A 16,236-nucleotide genomic window follows, 5' to 3' on the forward strand; every position below is an offset into this window, starting at 1 on the left:
TTCTGAATATAGCTTATTGCTCGCCAAAATGACCCCTCTGCATCAATACAAACATTTTAAGGCTTCAGTACTTTATTTATACAAACCATGTATAAAAATTAAGCTAATATATCCCCTATTATCCTCGTGAAATAACTACGAGAGTTGGGAAGCTCAAAATTAAGTCAAAATTAAGTCAAAATTACAAATATGACAAAAGAAGTTAAAACACAGCGCACAGAATATCCATTATTTATTGCCGAACAATTTGCCCTTCAAAGTAAAATTACTGAAGTGAGAGCATTTGGCAGTGGTAATATTAACGACACATTCTTGGTCGCGATAGATACCCCTAGCAAACCACATTTTGTCCTACAACGGATTAATACAAAGGTTTTTCGACAGCCTCAACTGGTGATGGAGAATATGCGTACCCTCACAGAACATGCTTGTCAAAAGCTACAAAATATGACTTTAAACCGTCGTTGGCAAGTACCTCGTGTATTATTAACCAAAGATGGCTTTGACCATTGTATTGATGCAGAGGGGTCATTTTGGCGAGCAATAAGCTATATTCAGAATTCCCAATCTTTTGATACCATCGAGAATATTCAACATGCTAGGGAAGTTGGCTATGCTTTAGGTATGTTCCACAATCTGATTGGTGACTTACCAGCCGCAAAGCTTGCCGATACACTGCCAGGATTCCATATTACACCAGCCTATCTACAACAATACCAACAAATTTTATCTTTACATACCGACACAAATATCTCTGCCGAAGTCAAGCATTGCCTACAATTTGTGAGCGATCGCACTCAATGGGCACATGTATTGGAAAATGCTCAAGCAGAGGGCAAGTTACCGTTACGTTTGATACATGGCGACCCCAAAGTAAATAATGTAATGTTCGATACTGATACCCAACAAGCAGTAAGTATCATAGACTTGGACACAGCAAAACCGGGATTAGTTCATTACGACATTGGTGATTGTTTGCGCTCTGGTTGCAATCCTGTGGGGGAAGAAATTGAAGATTGGGAGAGCGTCTATTTTGATACAGATTTGTCCCAGGGAATACTACAGGGTTATCTGGCGATCGCGAAAGATTTTTTGACTGGCAATGATTATTTATACATATATGATGCGATTCGTTTGATTACATTCGAGTTGGGATTGAGGTTTTTTAGTGATTATTTAGCAGGGAATGTTTACTTTAAAGTTAAGCATCCAGAACATAATCTTTTGAGAGCATTAGTTCAGTTTAAATTAACAGAGAGTATTGAATCTCAAGAAGGGAATATTCGTCAGGTTATTCAAGATTTGCAGAAATAAGTAAGTTGGTACAAATAAACCTAATGATGTAATAAAAAGGAAAATACTCATAAACTTTGAAATCCCATTGATTTTAACGTAAATTTGACAAAACAAAGCATTAAAAGCCTCTCCTCTTAATAAGGGAAGAGGTTGGAGAGGGGTAATATTTTATTTATTGAAACTCTGGTACAACCAAAATGGAACAGACATTTTCACTCAAACCTTTTCCTGCTACGGAAACCCAATCAGATATCAAAATTACTGGGAAAATTGCCCGAAATGAGAACCTATTACTTATCAGTTATGCACTCACAGGGAATATTTCCGAAGTCGAAATTCTAACCCCATCAGATAACCCAACGCGAAAAAATGAACTTTGGGAACATACATGTTTCGAGTTCTTTATTGGGATTAAAAACTCACCTCGCTATTGGGAATTTAATCTTTCCCCTACGAGTGATTGGAATATTTATCGTTTTGATGGATATCGTCAAGGAATGCAAGAAGAAACTGCATTTTCCACACTACCATTTAGTATTTCTCAAAGTTCAGATTGTTTAGCGATCGCATTAGATTTTGACTTGAGTAAAATTATCCCTAACGAAGAAATAGTAGATGTTGCGATCGCATCTGTGATTCAATCTAAAAATAGCCAAATAAGTTATTGGGCATTGACTCATTGCGCTGGAGAAGCTGATTTTCACCAACGTGGTAGCTTTGTTTTGGATTTTTCCCAGGATAGTTGATAAAATCCCTGCGTTTCTCTGGGTTTAAAATCCAATATTTGCCTCTTTTGGTGGATATTCTCAGATTAATCTCATCAATTATAATAATATTTGATTTATGTCACGCAGAGGCGCGGAGAAGAATATACAGGAATTACACCAACCAAAATTGTCATTGTCACCGAAACCGAGTGTAGGGAAGCAATCTCAGTATTTTGGGAGATTACGTAGCTATTACTCGTAATGACGTAATTATGTTACTTGTGCGTAAGTCCTAATCTAAAATCGTAAGATAAAATACACAAAAATATATCAAAAATACTTATGCAAACGAGCGAACAACCAAAAGAGTCTAATAATCCCCTAGCAAGATTTGAAGGATTTTTCATTCAAATGGTAATGCCAGGATTAGAGGGAAGATGTGGGGAAATAGTGACTCAATTCCTGGGTTCAGATTGGCAAATTAAACCGATTGGTGATAACTATACAGAATTTGAGATAACCCTAAACGATGATGCTTTATCCGCAAAACAGGCTTGGGATAAAAGTTATGAACTGCGATCACAACCTGGTATTATCGATGCAGAGCCATTATTTACTGTCCCCATAGCAGAAAATAATAACTGGGATGAAGAATTAAAACCTCAGTCTCTAGACTCAGAAAATCAAGCGAATCAAATATCTGAAGATGGTGAAAACCCAGATTGGAGTCTAAAGCAACTTCGAGTTTTTGAAACATGGCAACGTTTTTTCCCCGACCCCAATAAATTACCAGGTCATGGGATAATTATTGGACATCCCGACACTGGATATACACCACATCCAGAAATAGTTAATAATTTACTCACAGCACAAGGTTTCGATTTCCTCAAGAATGATAATAACCCAACCGATGAACTACAAAGGTCAGGGGGAGAAGTTATCAATAATCCAGGACATGGGACATCAACTGCTAGTGTTATCGTTAGTCCCCAATCTGCACAAGCAAATTATCCTAACGGCAAGTATGTCACAGGGGTTGCACCAGGAGCAAAAATAATTCCCCTACGAGTCACATATTCAGTCGTACTTTTGAGCATTCGCAATCTTGCCGAAGCAATCGAGTATGCAGCAAACAATGGAATACATATACTCACAATTAGCTTAGGTGCTGCTTTTCCTAACCAACGCTTGCGAACCGCGATAATTTATGCTCAAAAGCGAGGTGTAATCATTGTATCAGCATCGGGGACATCGGTTCCCTTTGTGGTTTATCCTGCGGCATATGATGAAGTAATTGCCGTTACAGGTAGCACAGTCGAGCGGGGAATTTGGATAGGGGCAACGACGGGGAAACAGGTAGATGTAGTAGCTCCAGGAGCTTCGATTTGGTATGCTAAAACTCGTAAGCAAGAGAATAGCGATGAATTTGAATACAGTATAGAAAGTGGTGCGGGGACTTCATTTTCTGCCCCATTTGTCGCAGGCGTAGCAGCTTTGTGGTTATCATATCATGGAAGAGATAATTTAATTGAACGCTACGGAGCCGAGAAAATTCCGTTTATTTTCAATCAATTATTACGGGATACTTGTGATACATTCCCGACATGGAAACCAAATAAACATGGTGCGGGGATTGTGAATGCTGAGAAGTTACTTGATGCACCTTTACCTGACAATGTCAATCAATCAATTATTGTACCAGGTATGGCATTGCAACAGTATTCACCTGTAGATAGCGGTAATATAGATACTTTTAGTCATCTATTTGAATCCCAATTACCAACAAGTGAATCGGCAAATAGTTTCCTATATCGAGACGATGAAAAATTGAATTCTAGTCTTGGTGAAATATTACAAGTCAGTGAAGCCGAATTACCCCAACGCTTGAAGGAAGTCGGTCAAGAATTAGCCTTTTACTTAACAACTAATCCAGAGCTTTATAAACAATTTGCAGCCAGTTTACAGAATCAAGAACCATCCCCAGAATTGTCATCAAAATCCTTATTAACCCAGTTCAAATCGAAAGAAGCCGAGAATCTGAATTCGATGCGTGGAATGTTATTAAAACAGGGAATTTCAGAAGTCTTGAAAAAGAAAATAGAGAACAAATTGCCTTAGGAATATGAGCAATATTATATAACCGCCAAGTCGCCAAGGGAAGAAGGAAAGAAGAAAAGAAGTTCATGAATCATTTAGGGTTACTATAGCAGTCCTAAATCATTTGTGTTGGCGTAGCCTGCGCTTAAATTATATATCAATATATTTCTTTATTCTCTCTGCGTCTACCCTGCGGGTAGGCACGAAGTGACTTCCAAAGGTAGTCACTCCGTGCCTATGGTGGTTTATCTCCTTATTTATATTTTCATGAATCAAATAGGATTGCTATATAGTATTTTGTCCAAATACTTAACTTGCTTCCAAATAAAAATAATTCACGAGAATGATGTTAAGGGGACGCGATCGCATTAAACTAGTACGGTTGCACTCTCACATTTGTTAGAATGTCCGATTTAATTTTGTTTTGGCATCGTCGCGATTTACGCACTTCCGATAATACAGGACTAATTGCAGCAAAAGAGCAAACCCGCAAAGTTGTGGGTATATTTTGCCTCGATCCAAATATTTTAGAAAGTGATGATATTGCCCCAGTGCGAGTGACGTATATGATTGGTTGCTTGCAAGCACTGCAAAAAAGCTATGTGGAAGCAGGAAGTCAGTTATTGATTTTGCATGGCAATCCCACACAAGTGATACCCCAAATGGCAGCAGCATTGACTGCAAAGGGGGTATTTTGGAATTGGGATGTGGAACCCTATTCCCAGAAACGGGATACTGTAATTGTTGATGCGTTGAAAGAAAAGGGGATTGAGTTTCTAGATCGAAATTGGGATCAAATTTTGAATGTACCCGATGAAATTCGCACAGGAACAGGCTCACAATACACCGTTTACAGTCCTTTCTGGAAAAATTGGAGTACCAAACCAAAAGCCAAACCTGTCCCTAAATTAGAGGATATATCCGGGTTAACAGCAGCAGAAATGCAAATTGCCCAGGCAAATGGTGCGATCGCATTACCCAGTGCGAAGGATTTAGGATTTATTTGGGATGGGGATTTAGTCATTGAACCGGGGGAAGTTGCAGCGTTGGAAAGGTTAGAGGAATTTGCAGCGACTGGGATTAATTCATACCAAGAAGATCGGAATTTCCCTGCTGTTGATGGCACATCAAGATTGAGTGCAGCATTGAAATTTGGGGTAATTGGCATTCGCACGGTATGGCAAGCAACCCTGGAAGCAATGGAAAATAGCCGCAGTGACGAAACAACAGCAGCAATTCGTACCTGGCAGCAAGAAATTGCATGGCGAGAATTTTACCAACATGCGATGTATAATTTTCCTGAACTTGCGGAAGGTGCATTTCGGGAAACCTTTAAAAATTTCCCTTGGGAAAGCAATGATGAATATTACCAAGCATGGTGTGAAGGTAGAACTGGATACCCCATAGTTGATGCAGCAATGCGACAAATGAACGAACTCGGTTGGATGCATAACCGTTGTCGGATGATTGTAGCGAGTTTCTTTACCAAAGACTTGCTACTCGATCCACGCTTGGGGGAAAAGTATTTTATGCAAAAATTAATTGATGGGGATTTATCAGCAAATAATGGTGGTTGGCAGTGGAGTGCATCGAGTGGAATGGATCCCAAACCAGTGCGTATTTTCAATCCTGCCAGTCAAGCGCAGAAATTCGACGCTGAGGGGGAATATATTCGGCAATGGGTTCCCGAATTACGTTCTGTGGATACAGGGGATTTATTAACGGGAAATATCACACCATTGGAGCGGGATGCTTTAGGTTATCCCCAACCGATAGTAGACCATAAAATCCAACAGAGAATATTTAAAGATAAATATCAGCAGAGGAAAGGGGTTATATCCTCGTAGAGCAATACAAAATTTTCAGATTGCGATCGCTTTCCTTGAGTTACTTGCTTCCACAACTTGAGAAATATTGCGAGATATATTGCGATCGCACTGGATATGGGGAAAACGAAAATTGGTAATAAAGTGTTGGGTTACGACGCAATCTAAATTTATCGTCTGGTTACAAATATAACTCGTGCCTCTTCATCCAACCTACGAATTTAACTACAAATTTAACTGATTTAAATCTCAATCTTTTCCTTGTTCAGTTATATAGTTTTGAATTTCCCGTGGTTGTACTTCCATACCTCGCTTGATGCACCAATTATCACGTAATTCCTAGCATTGTATTCCTCCTAACCTTGCAATTTTGACTACTCTTTACGAAAATCAAAACATTTGTTGGTAAATATCAGCTAAAAATAAAGTCAGTAACAACACGCAATTATCACTATGTCCCAACCCACGATAGAATCAATCCTCAAAGAAAAGCGTTTATTCCCCCCCAGCAGTGAATTCTCCCAAAATTCTCAAATCAAAAGCCTTGCAGATTACGAAAAGCTCTACGACAAAGCAAAGGCAAACCCCGAAGCATTTTGGGCTGAACTTGCGGAAACTGAATTACACTGGTTCCAAAAATGGGATACTATCCTCGATTGGACAAACCCTCCCTTTGCTAAGTGGTTTGTCAATGGCAAGATTAATATTTCTTACAACTGTATTGACAGACATCTGACTACATGGAGAAAAAATAAAGCGGCAATTATTTGGGAAGGGGAACCAGGAGACTCCCGTACCATCACTTACGCACAACTACACCGAGAAGTTTGTCAGTTTGCAAACGTACTCAAAAACCTGGGTGTAAAAAAAGGTGATACCGTCGGTGTCTACATGCCGATGATACCAGAAGCCGCCGTGGCGATGCTCGCCTGTGCCCGGATTGGTGCGGTACATAGTGTTGTTTTCGGTGGTTTCAGTGCCGAAGCATTACGCGATCGCTTGAATGATGGTAAGGCAAAACTAGTGATTACAGCCGATGGTGGTTGGCGAAAAGATGCGATCGTCCCCCTCAAACCCCAGGTTGATAAGGCTTTGGCTGATGGTGCTTGTCCCACGGTGGAAAATGTCTTAGTCGTTAAACGTACCGCCCAAGATGTAACAATGGAGACAGGGAGAGACCATTGGTGGCACGAATTGCAAAAAACTGCGATCGCAGATTGTCCCGCAGAACCAATGGACAGTGAAGATATGCTGTTTATTCTTTACACTTCGGGAAGCACGGGAAAACCAAAGGGTGTTGTCCATACCACTGGTGGTTATAATTTATACTCCCACATGACTACCAAGTGGATTTTTGACCTGAATGACCAAGATGTATATTGGTGTACTGCTGATGTCGGTTGGATTACGGGACATAGTTACATTGTTTATGGTCCCCTTTCTAATGGAGCAACGACGGTAATGTATGAGGGAGCGCCCCGTGCTTCCAATCCTGGTTGTTTTTGGGATGTAATTGAAAAGTATGGTGTAAATATTTTTTATACCGCACCAACTGCGATTCGTGCTTTCGTCAAAATGGGTGAACAGCATCCAAATGCCCGTAATCTTTCATCTCTACGGCTGTTGGGTACTGTTGGTGAACCCATCAACCCGGAAGCTTGGATGTGGTATCACAAGGTGATTGGTGGGGAAAAATGCCCCATTGTTGATACTTGGTGGCAGACGGAAACCGGGGGAATCATGATTACTCCCCTTCCTGGTGCTATCCCCACCAAACCCGGTTCCGCAACCCGTCCTTTCCCTGGTATCCTTGCAGATATCGTCGATTTGGATGGTAATTCTGTCCCCGATAACGAGGGGGGTTATTTAGCTGTAAGATACCCTTGGCCTGGGATGATGCGGACTGTGTACGGTGATGATGATAGATTCCGTCGTACTTATTGGGAACATATTGCCCCCAAGGATGGTAAATATACTTATTTTGCTGGGGATGGGGCAAGAAAGGATGAAGATGGCTATTTTTGGGTCATGGGTCGGGTTGATGATGTATTAAATGTATCTGGGCATCGACTGGGGACAATGGAGGTCGAATCGGCGTTAGTTTCCCATCCTGCGGTTGCTGAAGCTGCTGTAGTGGGTAAACCGGATGAGTTGAAAGGTGAGGAAATTGTTGCTTTTGTGACTTTGGAAGGTACATATACAGGTAGCGACGAACTCAGTAAGGAATTGAAGCAACATGTGGTCAAGGAAATCGGTGCGATCGCACGTCCCGGTGAGATTAAGTTTACCGATGCCCTACCGAAAACACGCTCTGGAAAGATTATGCGACGGTTGTTACGGAATCTTGCAGCCGGAGAGGAGGTATCTGGTGATACTTCAACATTGGAGGATAGAAGTGTTTTGGATAAATTGCGTGAGGGTACGTAATTTAGAAATATACTCCAGTAAACTAATTGACGCTTTCTAAATAAAGTACATTTTTCTGGGATGGGCAATATGTCCATCCTTATATATTGGGAAAATCAAATTATTTACGTTAAAGATTCTATAATTCTGCGTTCTAGATTCTATCTTCTTGTTTTGGTAAAAAGGGATTAGAGATTTTGCTTAAGATTAACGTGAGTACCCTGCGGTTCGCAAGCGATGACAGAATATTAATATTATCTATTTTCGGTAGTGAAATTGCGAGATAAATATTCCTCAAAATTTGATTGTATTCACCAAAAATATAAAAATACCAAAAATGTTTGCAAGTTAAATAAGATTGCTGTATTATCTTGGGTTAGCAATTCATGACTGGGAATTTTGCCCACGATTTTTTTGAATATACTTTACTTTTAATTTCTAATGAGCGAACAAACTATTTACGATGAAATTTTGGGTGAATTAGTCTGGAATCAGGACGATGAATGTTGGACAAGTCAAGTCCAATTTACTTTAGAGCATATAGTTAATATTACTATAGACCCAGAGGATGTAGAAACGGGTTCGATAATTTTGATGGCAAGAAAATCTTTTTCTCAGCTTCAGCAAAATGAAGATAATATACGTCATCTAATTTCTGAACAAATGCTGGGTGATTATAATGAGAATTGGAATGATGGCGAAAAAATTGATATTCAAGACTTTATCGACAGTATCAAACTTGAAGATATTGTGTTTAATGCAAATGGAAATATTCAGCTTTTTTATAATGATGGATATTTATTTGCAGGTCATGGAATAATGGTAACAATCGATGATACAGGTAGTTATCAAGAAGCTATTTTGTTTGGTTAAATTCTGATTTTCTACTGTTGATGTTAAACAGTCTCCTATATCGATCGAGGTATGAGTAGAAAATCAAATCATAAATTTTTATTTCTTCTTGGTGAGGAATTACCCTCAGTCAGAAAAGTAGTATTATTTGAAGTAGTGGTTATTGATGGTAAAAATTTCCCAAAAATACCCATCGATTGACCTAATAAATTTAACTAGATTGGCTGTATGTATAAGCTAAAATTATTACTTTTACCAGTTTCCCTGTCACTTTTTATAAGTACCCTATTTGTTAACTTTTCGTCACCAAGGGTACTAGCTGAAACTGTATCTTTTGTTGCTCGCGATGTTGAAAATTTACATCAGAAACAAACTAAGAACGGGAATTTTAACCCGCAAGGTTTTTCCCAAGACATTCAAAGATGGCAAGATTACGATCGCAAATTACAAGAACAACGCGATCGGCAATGGCAAAATAATAAACGTCAATGGCAAGATTACAACTGGAGATTACAACAACGCGATCGGCAATCGCTCGATTACAATCGTCAATGGCAACAACAGCAAAGACAATGGGATAATAATCCCCAATGGCAAGATTATTATCCCCAATAATTACCAGGCAAAATCTAGGGAAATAGATAAATTATTAACATCTACCTGAAGACAGATTGTGTGAATGGGAGCAAAATCACGACATTTTACGTCTTATATATTTTGGATTGTAAAAGCTAGTTACATTGAACTAGTTTGTAGAGACTAAATATAAACGGAAGCATTTATGAAGCTCAAAAGTCAATCGAAGTCAGTATTAGTCATGCCTTTTCGCTGCTTGACATTGGGCATTTTAGGTGTATATTTTGCCTCATCATCTGTAATAGCGAGTACAACATTATCGAAAAAATTCCCACCATCTTCGGGAATAGTTGTAGCGCAATTATCAGAACGGGAACAATCAGAAAGAGCGCAGCTAATCCAAACTGCAAATTCCCAATTAAATCAAGGAAATTTAGTTGGTGCGGAAGAAAATTTACAGAAATTTGTGAAAAAATTCCCAAAAGATGCATTCGGACACTATCAACTAGGTAATATTTTTCTACGTCAAGAAAAACCAGAAGATGCAATCAAATCATTTCAAGAAGCAACTCGTTTAAATCCCCGTTATGCACTTGCTTATAATGGAATAGGTGTTGGTTATGCAAGTCAGGAAAAATGGGATGATGCAATTATCCAATTTCGCAAAGCACTAGAGATTAATCCTGAATATGGGGATGCTTTAATGTTTTTAGGACAGGTACTTATGCAAGTCAACAAAAAGGATGAAGGTATTGCATCTTTAAACAAAGCCCTAAATATATTTAAACAGCAAAATCGTAATGAACGTGTTAAGCGTATCGAAGAAATGTTGCAGAAAATAAAACAATCTGATGACCCTAGTCTATCTTGATTCTGGATAATTTTGCCATTATTGCGGTTGTTTTGATAAATTCAAGTAGGGGCAAACGGTTGTTTGCCCTAATTTTATTTGATTTTTATTTTATAAACATCATCTAAGAAACTTTAACTTCATCAGCAAAATTATTCCATCTAACAAAATGAAAAGCACCAGCAATCGAACCCCAAGCATGTTCATTGGTTTCAAAATCTCTTCCTCGATCTAAACTGAGGAATTTTTCGCCATCAATTTCAAACTCATTATCCAAGTAAGTTCTTATACCATCACGGACAACAACACAACCTTTACCTGGTTCCACTTGACCTTTAAAGCTGTTACCGGTCCATTCAACAATCATATTACAACCCGGCATTTTTTCTAACTCCTCAGCAGTCAGAGTTTGCAAACGTTCAACATCACGGGATGCACCATAATATTTTTGCTCATCTTTGAGGGTGTAATGTTCGATAATAATATGGTTATCGCTCAAACTCAACTTCATGACACGCATTCGATAAGGTTGATTCAGGGCAAAATCATAAGCTTGTTCAAGAAATAAATTTACCCCAGATAACAATTCCTGTGGTAGTGGACGAATACATACACGGATGTGAGCAAAAAAAGGTGGATTCTCAAATGCTTGTTCTTGGTTACTAAAGTCTGCTGCCATCCAACGGGCTAAAGTGGTAATGTCTGTAGAGTGGGTCATTATATCAGGTTTCAGGATTAAAGTTTGGAATCAAAGTTTGGGAGAATTGCGATCGCTTGTCATTATGAATATTTTAAAACTTATGGGAACTTATTTCGCAGGAGAATTTTTGACTTGATGTCGTCTATCTAAAAAGTTGATGATTACCTGTCATTTGTCTTAACCTTCAGTAAAACTCTTGCCCTAAACCCCATACCCAAGATTAAATTAGATATGATTATTCGCCATTTCAGTATTATTACTACATTATCATTGTCGTTAATTTTTAGTTCTTCAGTGCTAGCACAGGGGAAAAAACAGCCGACTCCCGATAAATTTCCTCCTAATCCCTTAGAAATTAGAGTATCAGACCCTCTGTTACCGCGCAACCCCGATAAACAACCGTTGACGGAACAAGAAAAGCAACAGTTAGAAGTCGCGCTAGAGCAATTAAATACAGACGCGATCGCGAAACTTGAATCTGGTGACAAGCTAGCAGCATTTGATACTTGGAATAGGGAAATACGCCTGCGTCGATACTTAGGAACGATTGACGAAGTTCAGGCTCTAAGCAGAGTTGGGGAAATTGCTTGGCGAAACAACGAACGCCCCCAAGTGCAATTTATTACACAACGTCTCCAATCAATTCAAAAGCCGAAAAAATCCCTACCTGTGACAGATGTGGCGATATTACAAGCATTAGGGGAAGGATATCAGAAAGTGCGATCGCCTAAATTAGCAATTGAGGTTTACAATCAAATTTTAGCAACTGTAAGACAGCAGCGAAACCAAACAGAGGAAATCAATACTTTGCAAACAATTGGTACAATTCACATGAGTTGGTTCGATTATTCCCAAGCTGCTGCTACTTATGAAGAATTATTAGGTTTAGCATCAGCAAAAAACGTACGAATAGATGAGTTAGTATATCTGAAACAACTAGCTTACATCTATGACCAAAGTAAACAACATCAGCAAGCAATAAATACCCGCAGCAAAATTGCCGAAATTTACACAAAAGAAAATAATTTACTCGAATTACCTGAATTACAAATAGCTATAGGTTCCGATTACGAAATCTTGGCAAAACAAAATCCCAGCATCTTAGAAAACGCATTTCAAAACTACCAACAAGCCTATATTACCGCTTGGGAACAGCAGCAATATGCCCGTTCTGGGGAAGCACTACAAAAATTAATCGCACTTTATCGTTCCCAAGAACAAATCGACGAAGCGTTACAAACCAGCCAAATTTTACTGCAAAGTGAAGAACTAGCGGGTAATTTTTATGGTGTAATGAAAACCTACGAAAATATTGGACAAATGCATCTGCAACGCAAAGAGTATCCCCAAGCGCGATCGGCATTTGAACAAGGATTAAAGTTTGCTCAACAACTCCAATATGATGAAAGTTATTTTACCCAACAAATTCAACAAATTCCCACAAATTAATTATCCACAATTGTAAGGGTGGGGAGACCCCACCCTTACGAATGATATGATTGATAAGTCTATGGTTGGGATATTTTATTTTCTGGACTTTCCTAATTCCTAATTCCTAAAATTTCATAAAGTTTAGCTTCAAATTGTTGCATACAAGCTGACCAATCAAATTTAAGTACTAACTGACGTGCTTGTCGTGACATTTCTGCTTTCAACTCAGGGTTTTCGAGAATCGTAATAACTTTATTAGCAAAGTCAATCGGGTTATTTGCTTCTGCAATAAAACCATTAATTCCTGGATATACTTGTTCTGCTGCTGAGGGTGATTTTGCCAAAACAAGAGGTGTTCCCGATGCTAATGCTTCGTTATTTGAAGTACAAAGATTCTCAGTGACTGATGGATTTATAAAGACATCAGCACGAGCATACCATCCCAATAATTCAGTACCATAACATTCACCATAAATTGTGATATTGGACGCATATTTTTGGGTAAGTTTGCGAATTTCTTTATCGAAAGGTCCACTACCAATAATTACTAAATGAGCATCAGGAATTTTAGCTACAATATGTGGAAATGATTCAATTAGTTGATTGACATTTTTTTCTTTAGTAATCCTACCAACAAATAATAATATTTTTCGTCCGTCATCAGGAATAGGATTATAAGTTATATTTGTTGGTTGAAATTTTTGACAATCAACTCCTTGATAACGTAAATATTCACTGCGCTGAGAATTTAGTTCTTGGTAGCGAGTTAATTGTTCTTCTGATGGGAAAAAATTATAATCATATACCTTAGTAAACTCCTTAATTGTCAAAGGTAAAATCGGGCTAATTAGCTTAAATATTTGATTACCTAAATAGTATTTGATATAAGCAACTATGTCAGTATGAAATAATGAAATAGTCGGAGTACCCGTTAATTTTCTATATTCTACACCGATAGGACGACCATAACCTTGCATAAATAAAGAGTAGAATCCTCGCATTTGCGGAGCTTCTTCAACAACGACAATATCAGGCTTAAACTGTTTTAAAACCTGAGTATCGCTCCAATATTTATAACTTAAAGGTTGGGGAAGAGACTTATAAAATATTAATGGTTCTGTTGGATATGCAAAGGAAGTAAAATTAGTAAATGATTCAACCTCATTCAAACCCCGCATTGGGCGATCGCCAACTTTTTTGGGATATTTACTATTGAATTCTGGGTGAATTAAAAGAACATGATGTCCTTGTTGAAGTAGCCATAAAACCCGTTGATGAACTCCAGTTGAAACTCCTGACAAAAATGGTGCATACAAACTCGTAATAATGGCAATCCGAAGTGGCTGCTTACTCATAATTTTAATTCTATCCGTATTATTTAGAGAAGATTTACTTATTTACAACTAGGTCAAATAATTAATATTACGACTCATGAAATTAGGTGGCAAGTCTCAACTACATTATGATTAAAATATTTTATTTGTTTGGTAAAAGTATAAATGAATGATTTGTAACAAAAATACGAATAATTTACTCGAATATCTGTCATACTGACGAAGGAAGTATCTAATCAAAAATAAACATCTGTCAGACTAACAAAAGTAGGTAAAGACTTCCCGAAGGTTAGTATCTTAAAGTTTTTCACTTAATTTAAAAGTAGAGCCATAATCCGTTTTTAGCATAACAAGAGAAAAATCAGATTCTCAACTTATAAAATCGAGAATCTTTAATACAGACTATTGAATTTATGAATCGAGCGAATATTTCATATTAATGTTAATTGTGATATTTTTCCTCACTGGAAAACTCGCATCACCAAACTTTGGTGTACCAGTTGTCACAGATACTTTCGGGTTGCGAGACATACCAAAACCTTCTTTGGGAATACCCAACCAATCAGTATTAAGTTTCTCATCTCCATTCTTGTCATCAATTATACCAACAGCATAAGTGCCAGGTTTTAAACCACTGAACTGCTTCGTAACTGAATTTCCTGTAATAGGAACGCAAGCACTTTTTACCCCACTCTCATCACTATTGGGAAATCCCTTGTTACCTGAAAACACTCGCATACATATCTGTCCATTATGCGATCGCTGCACTCCATTTACCACTACTGTTAGTGTTGGATTAGACTCAGCATTCACTATTGTAGCCAAGCCAATACCCGCTATACTTGTTAAGCAAACTAGACTCCAGAAAAATTTGCGTTTCATGTTAATTAATCCTATTTTTTCAGCAGTAAACTATTTGAATTGAATATTTTGAAAAGGTTGATATATAACGTTTCCTAAGCAACTGAAATATACCTCGCCAGTTGAGAAATCGCTATATGTTAAACAAACCCACTATTTCAACATTATAAAACCGAAGGTTTACGCAACTCAACTTTAATTGATATTGACAACTTAGGTAACTTTTTCCAAAGAGATTGCGAAGCATTGAATATATCTGTAGCAAGTAAATACTCAGTACCTTTTAATCTATTGAAAATACTAACATGGCAGCAAAAACGCTCATACATGTTCATCTTTCCCATTGATGCAGAGCGTAAATATTCCCAGAATATTCTCCAATGTGGTAATAAAATTTTACCTTTATTATTGGAATCAAACCATACAGCATAACTATGAAAATCAGGTAAACTTTTTAATTCACGACGATTATTATTAGCCAATTTTAGATATTCCGGGAAGAACATGCTTAATGACTGCTGTGAATGATGACGTGCTAAGAAAAGATATTCGGGTATTTCGTAAAAACGACCAAGTAAGGAAAGCCTTAACAAGAAAATTGCATCTGCAGCTCCATAACCCCCCATTGGAGGGGCAACATTAAGTGCATTACGTCGAATGACTCCATAACATTGATAACACAAATGTTTTACCAATAATTCATCAAAACGCTGATGTATTTTGAATGAATCTGCATGGAAGTGAATATCATAATCGCCAATAACTTGATTTTTTTCATCAATGAATTTCACTAGGGAGTGACACAAAATAATACTAGGATTTTCATCAAGTATCTCAATACATTTTGTTAAAAAAGTGGGATGATGAAGGTCATCATATGATGCCCATTTAAAGTATTCACCAGAAGATAATTCAAAAACCCGATTGAAGTTACGAGCGCAACCAAGATTAGTGTCATTACGATAGTAGCTAATCCGACTATCTTTCGCTACATAACTTTTACAAATATCTGCTGTTCTATCAGTAGAAGTATTATCTGAGATAATTATCTCAAAGTCTTGAAATGTTTGTTCTAAGAGCGAATCTAGTGCAGCTTCTAGAAACTTTTCACCATTATATACAGGTAGTCCAATACTTAACTTAGGTTGGTTATTCATAGTAAGTAATGTTTTAGAGATTCCATGAATTTGAAAGTGGGATAACTAAGAAAAATGGTAGTTATGCACATAAAAAAGAAGATATTACGCTAGTAAAAAAATGTAGAATAAAGAATGAATAATTATTTATCTATAAGATTTTT

Annotated in this window: 14 protein-coding genes; 10 read left to right on the forward strand and 4 right to left on the reverse strand. The window is 37.7% G+C overall.

Features of this window, described 5'->3' with window-relative positions:
• Nucleotides 1–189 precede the first annotated feature (189 nt).
• The 9 genes from CK510_RS01105 (at nucleotide 190) to CK510_RS01140 (ending at nucleotide 10,631) form a co-directional block, all read left to right on the forward strand.
• Complete coding sequence (locus CK510_RS01105; protein ID WP_095719925.1) at nucleotides 190–1,314, forward strand: phosphotransferase enzyme family protein; 1,125 nt, start codon at nucleotides 190–192, stop codon at nucleotides 1,312–1,314.
• Between the two features lie 179 nt (nucleotides 1,315–1,493).
• Complete coding sequence (locus tag CK510_RS01110; RefSeq protein ID WP_095719926.1) at nucleotides 1,494–2,042, forward strand: DOMON-like domain-containing protein; 549 nt, start codon at nucleotides 1,494–1,496, stop codon at nucleotides 2,040–2,042.
• A 303-nt stretch (nucleotides 2,043–2,345) separates the two neighbouring features.
• A complete protein-coding gene (locus CK510_RS01115) occupies nucleotides 2,346–4,121 on the forward strand; it encodes a S8 family peptidase (RefSeq protein ID WP_095719927.1) in 1,776 nt (591 codons plus the stop codon).
• Nucleotides 4,122–4,504: 383 nt separating this feature from the next.
• Nucleotides 4,505–5,947 (forward strand): FAD-binding domain-containing protein, encoded by a 1,443-nt coding sequence (locus CK510_RS01120; RefSeq protein ID WP_095719928.1) that lies wholly within the window; start codon nucleotides 4,505–4,507, stop codon nucleotides 5,945–5,947.
• A gap of 432 nt (nucleotides 5,948–6,379) precedes the next feature.
• Nucleotides 6,380–8,353 (forward strand): acetate--CoA ligase, encoded by a 1,974-nt coding sequence (gene acs, locus CK510_RS01125; RefSeq protein WP_095719929.1) that lies wholly within the window; start codon nucleotides 6,380–6,382, stop codon nucleotides 8,351–8,353.
• Nucleotides 8,354–8,773: 420 nt separating this feature from the next.
• Nucleotides 8,774–9,205: a DUF2262 domain-containing protein gene (locus CK510_RS01130; RefSeq protein WP_095719930.1), complete on the forward strand. Its 432-nt coding sequence runs from the start codon at nucleotides 8,774–8,776 to the stop codon at nucleotides 9,203–9,205.
• Nucleotides 9,206–9,256: 51 nt separating this feature from the next.
• The gene (locus CK510_RS33830) at nucleotides 9,257–9,385 is read left to right on the forward strand and encodes a hypothetical protein (protein ID WP_281256971.1); all 129 of its coding nucleotides are present in this window, start codon (nucleotides 9,257–9,259) and stop codon (nucleotides 9,383–9,385) included.
• Between the two features lie 27 nt (nucleotides 9,386–9,412).
• Nucleotides 9,413–9,799, forward strand: a complete 387-nt coding sequence (locus CK510_RS01135) for a hypothetical protein (protein ID WP_095719931.1) — start codon at nucleotides 9,413–9,415, stop codon at nucleotides 9,797–9,799.
• 166 nt (nucleotides 9,800–9,965) lie between these two features.
• Nucleotides 9,966–10,631 (forward strand): tetratricopeptide repeat protein, encoded by a 666-nt coding sequence (locus CK510_RS01140; RefSeq protein ID WP_095719932.1) that lies wholly within the window; start codon nucleotides 9,966–9,968, stop codon nucleotides 10,629–10,631.
• A gap of 103 nt (nucleotides 10,632–10,734) precedes the next feature.
• On the opposite strand, the gene CK510_RS01145 is transcribed toward CK510_RS01140, so the two are convergent.
• Nucleotides 10,735–11,328, reverse strand: coding sequence for a chromophore lyase CpcT/CpeT (locus CK510_RS01145; protein ID WP_095719933.1), 594 nt, complete (start codon nucleotides 11,326–11,328; stop codon nucleotides 10,735–10,737).
• A 213-nt stretch (nucleotides 11,329–11,541) separates the two neighbouring features.
• Here CK510_RS01145 and CK510_RS01150 point away from each other — a divergent pair, with 213 nt between their 5' ends.
• The gene (locus tag CK510_RS01150; protein ID WP_373695776.1) at nucleotides 11,542–12,759 is read left to right on the forward strand and encodes a tetratricopeptide repeat protein; all 1,218 of its coding nucleotides are present in this window, start codon (nucleotides 11,542–11,544) and stop codon (nucleotides 12,757–12,759) included.
• Between the two features lie 92 nt (nucleotides 12,760–12,851).
• On the opposite strand, the gene CK510_RS01155 is transcribed toward CK510_RS01150, so the two are convergent.
• From CK510_RS01155 to CK510_RS01165, 3 genes are all read right to left on the reverse strand, one after another.
• Nucleotides 12,852–14,096 carry a glycosyltransferase family 4 protein gene (locus tag CK510_RS01155; protein WP_095719934.1) on the reverse strand — a complete coding sequence of 415 codons (1,245 nt, stop codon included), beginning with the start codon at nucleotides 14,094–14,096 and terminating at the stop codon, nucleotides 12,852–12,854.
• A 390-nt stretch (nucleotides 14,097–14,486) separates the two neighbouring features.
• Nucleotides 14,487–14,957 carry a DUF2141 domain-containing protein gene (locus CK510_RS01160; protein ID WP_095719935.1) on the reverse strand — a complete coding sequence of 157 codons (471 nt, stop codon included), beginning with the start codon at nucleotides 14,955–14,957 and terminating at the stop codon, nucleotides 14,487–14,489.
• A gap of 143 nt (nucleotides 14,958–15,100) precedes the next feature.
• Nucleotides 15,101–16,093 (reverse strand): glycosyltransferase family 2 protein, encoded by a 993-nt coding sequence (locus CK510_RS01165; RefSeq protein ID WP_095719936.1) that lies wholly within the window; start codon nucleotides 16,091–16,093, stop codon nucleotides 15,101–15,103.
• Between the last annotated feature and the right edge of the window lie 143 nt (nucleotides 16,094–16,236).

It is taken from the genome of Brunnivagina elsteri CCALA 953, from assembly GCF_002289455.1.
Classification (GTDB): Bacteria; Cyanobacteriota; Cyanobacteriia; order Cyanobacteriales; family Nostocaceae; genus Brunnivagina; species Brunnivagina elsteri.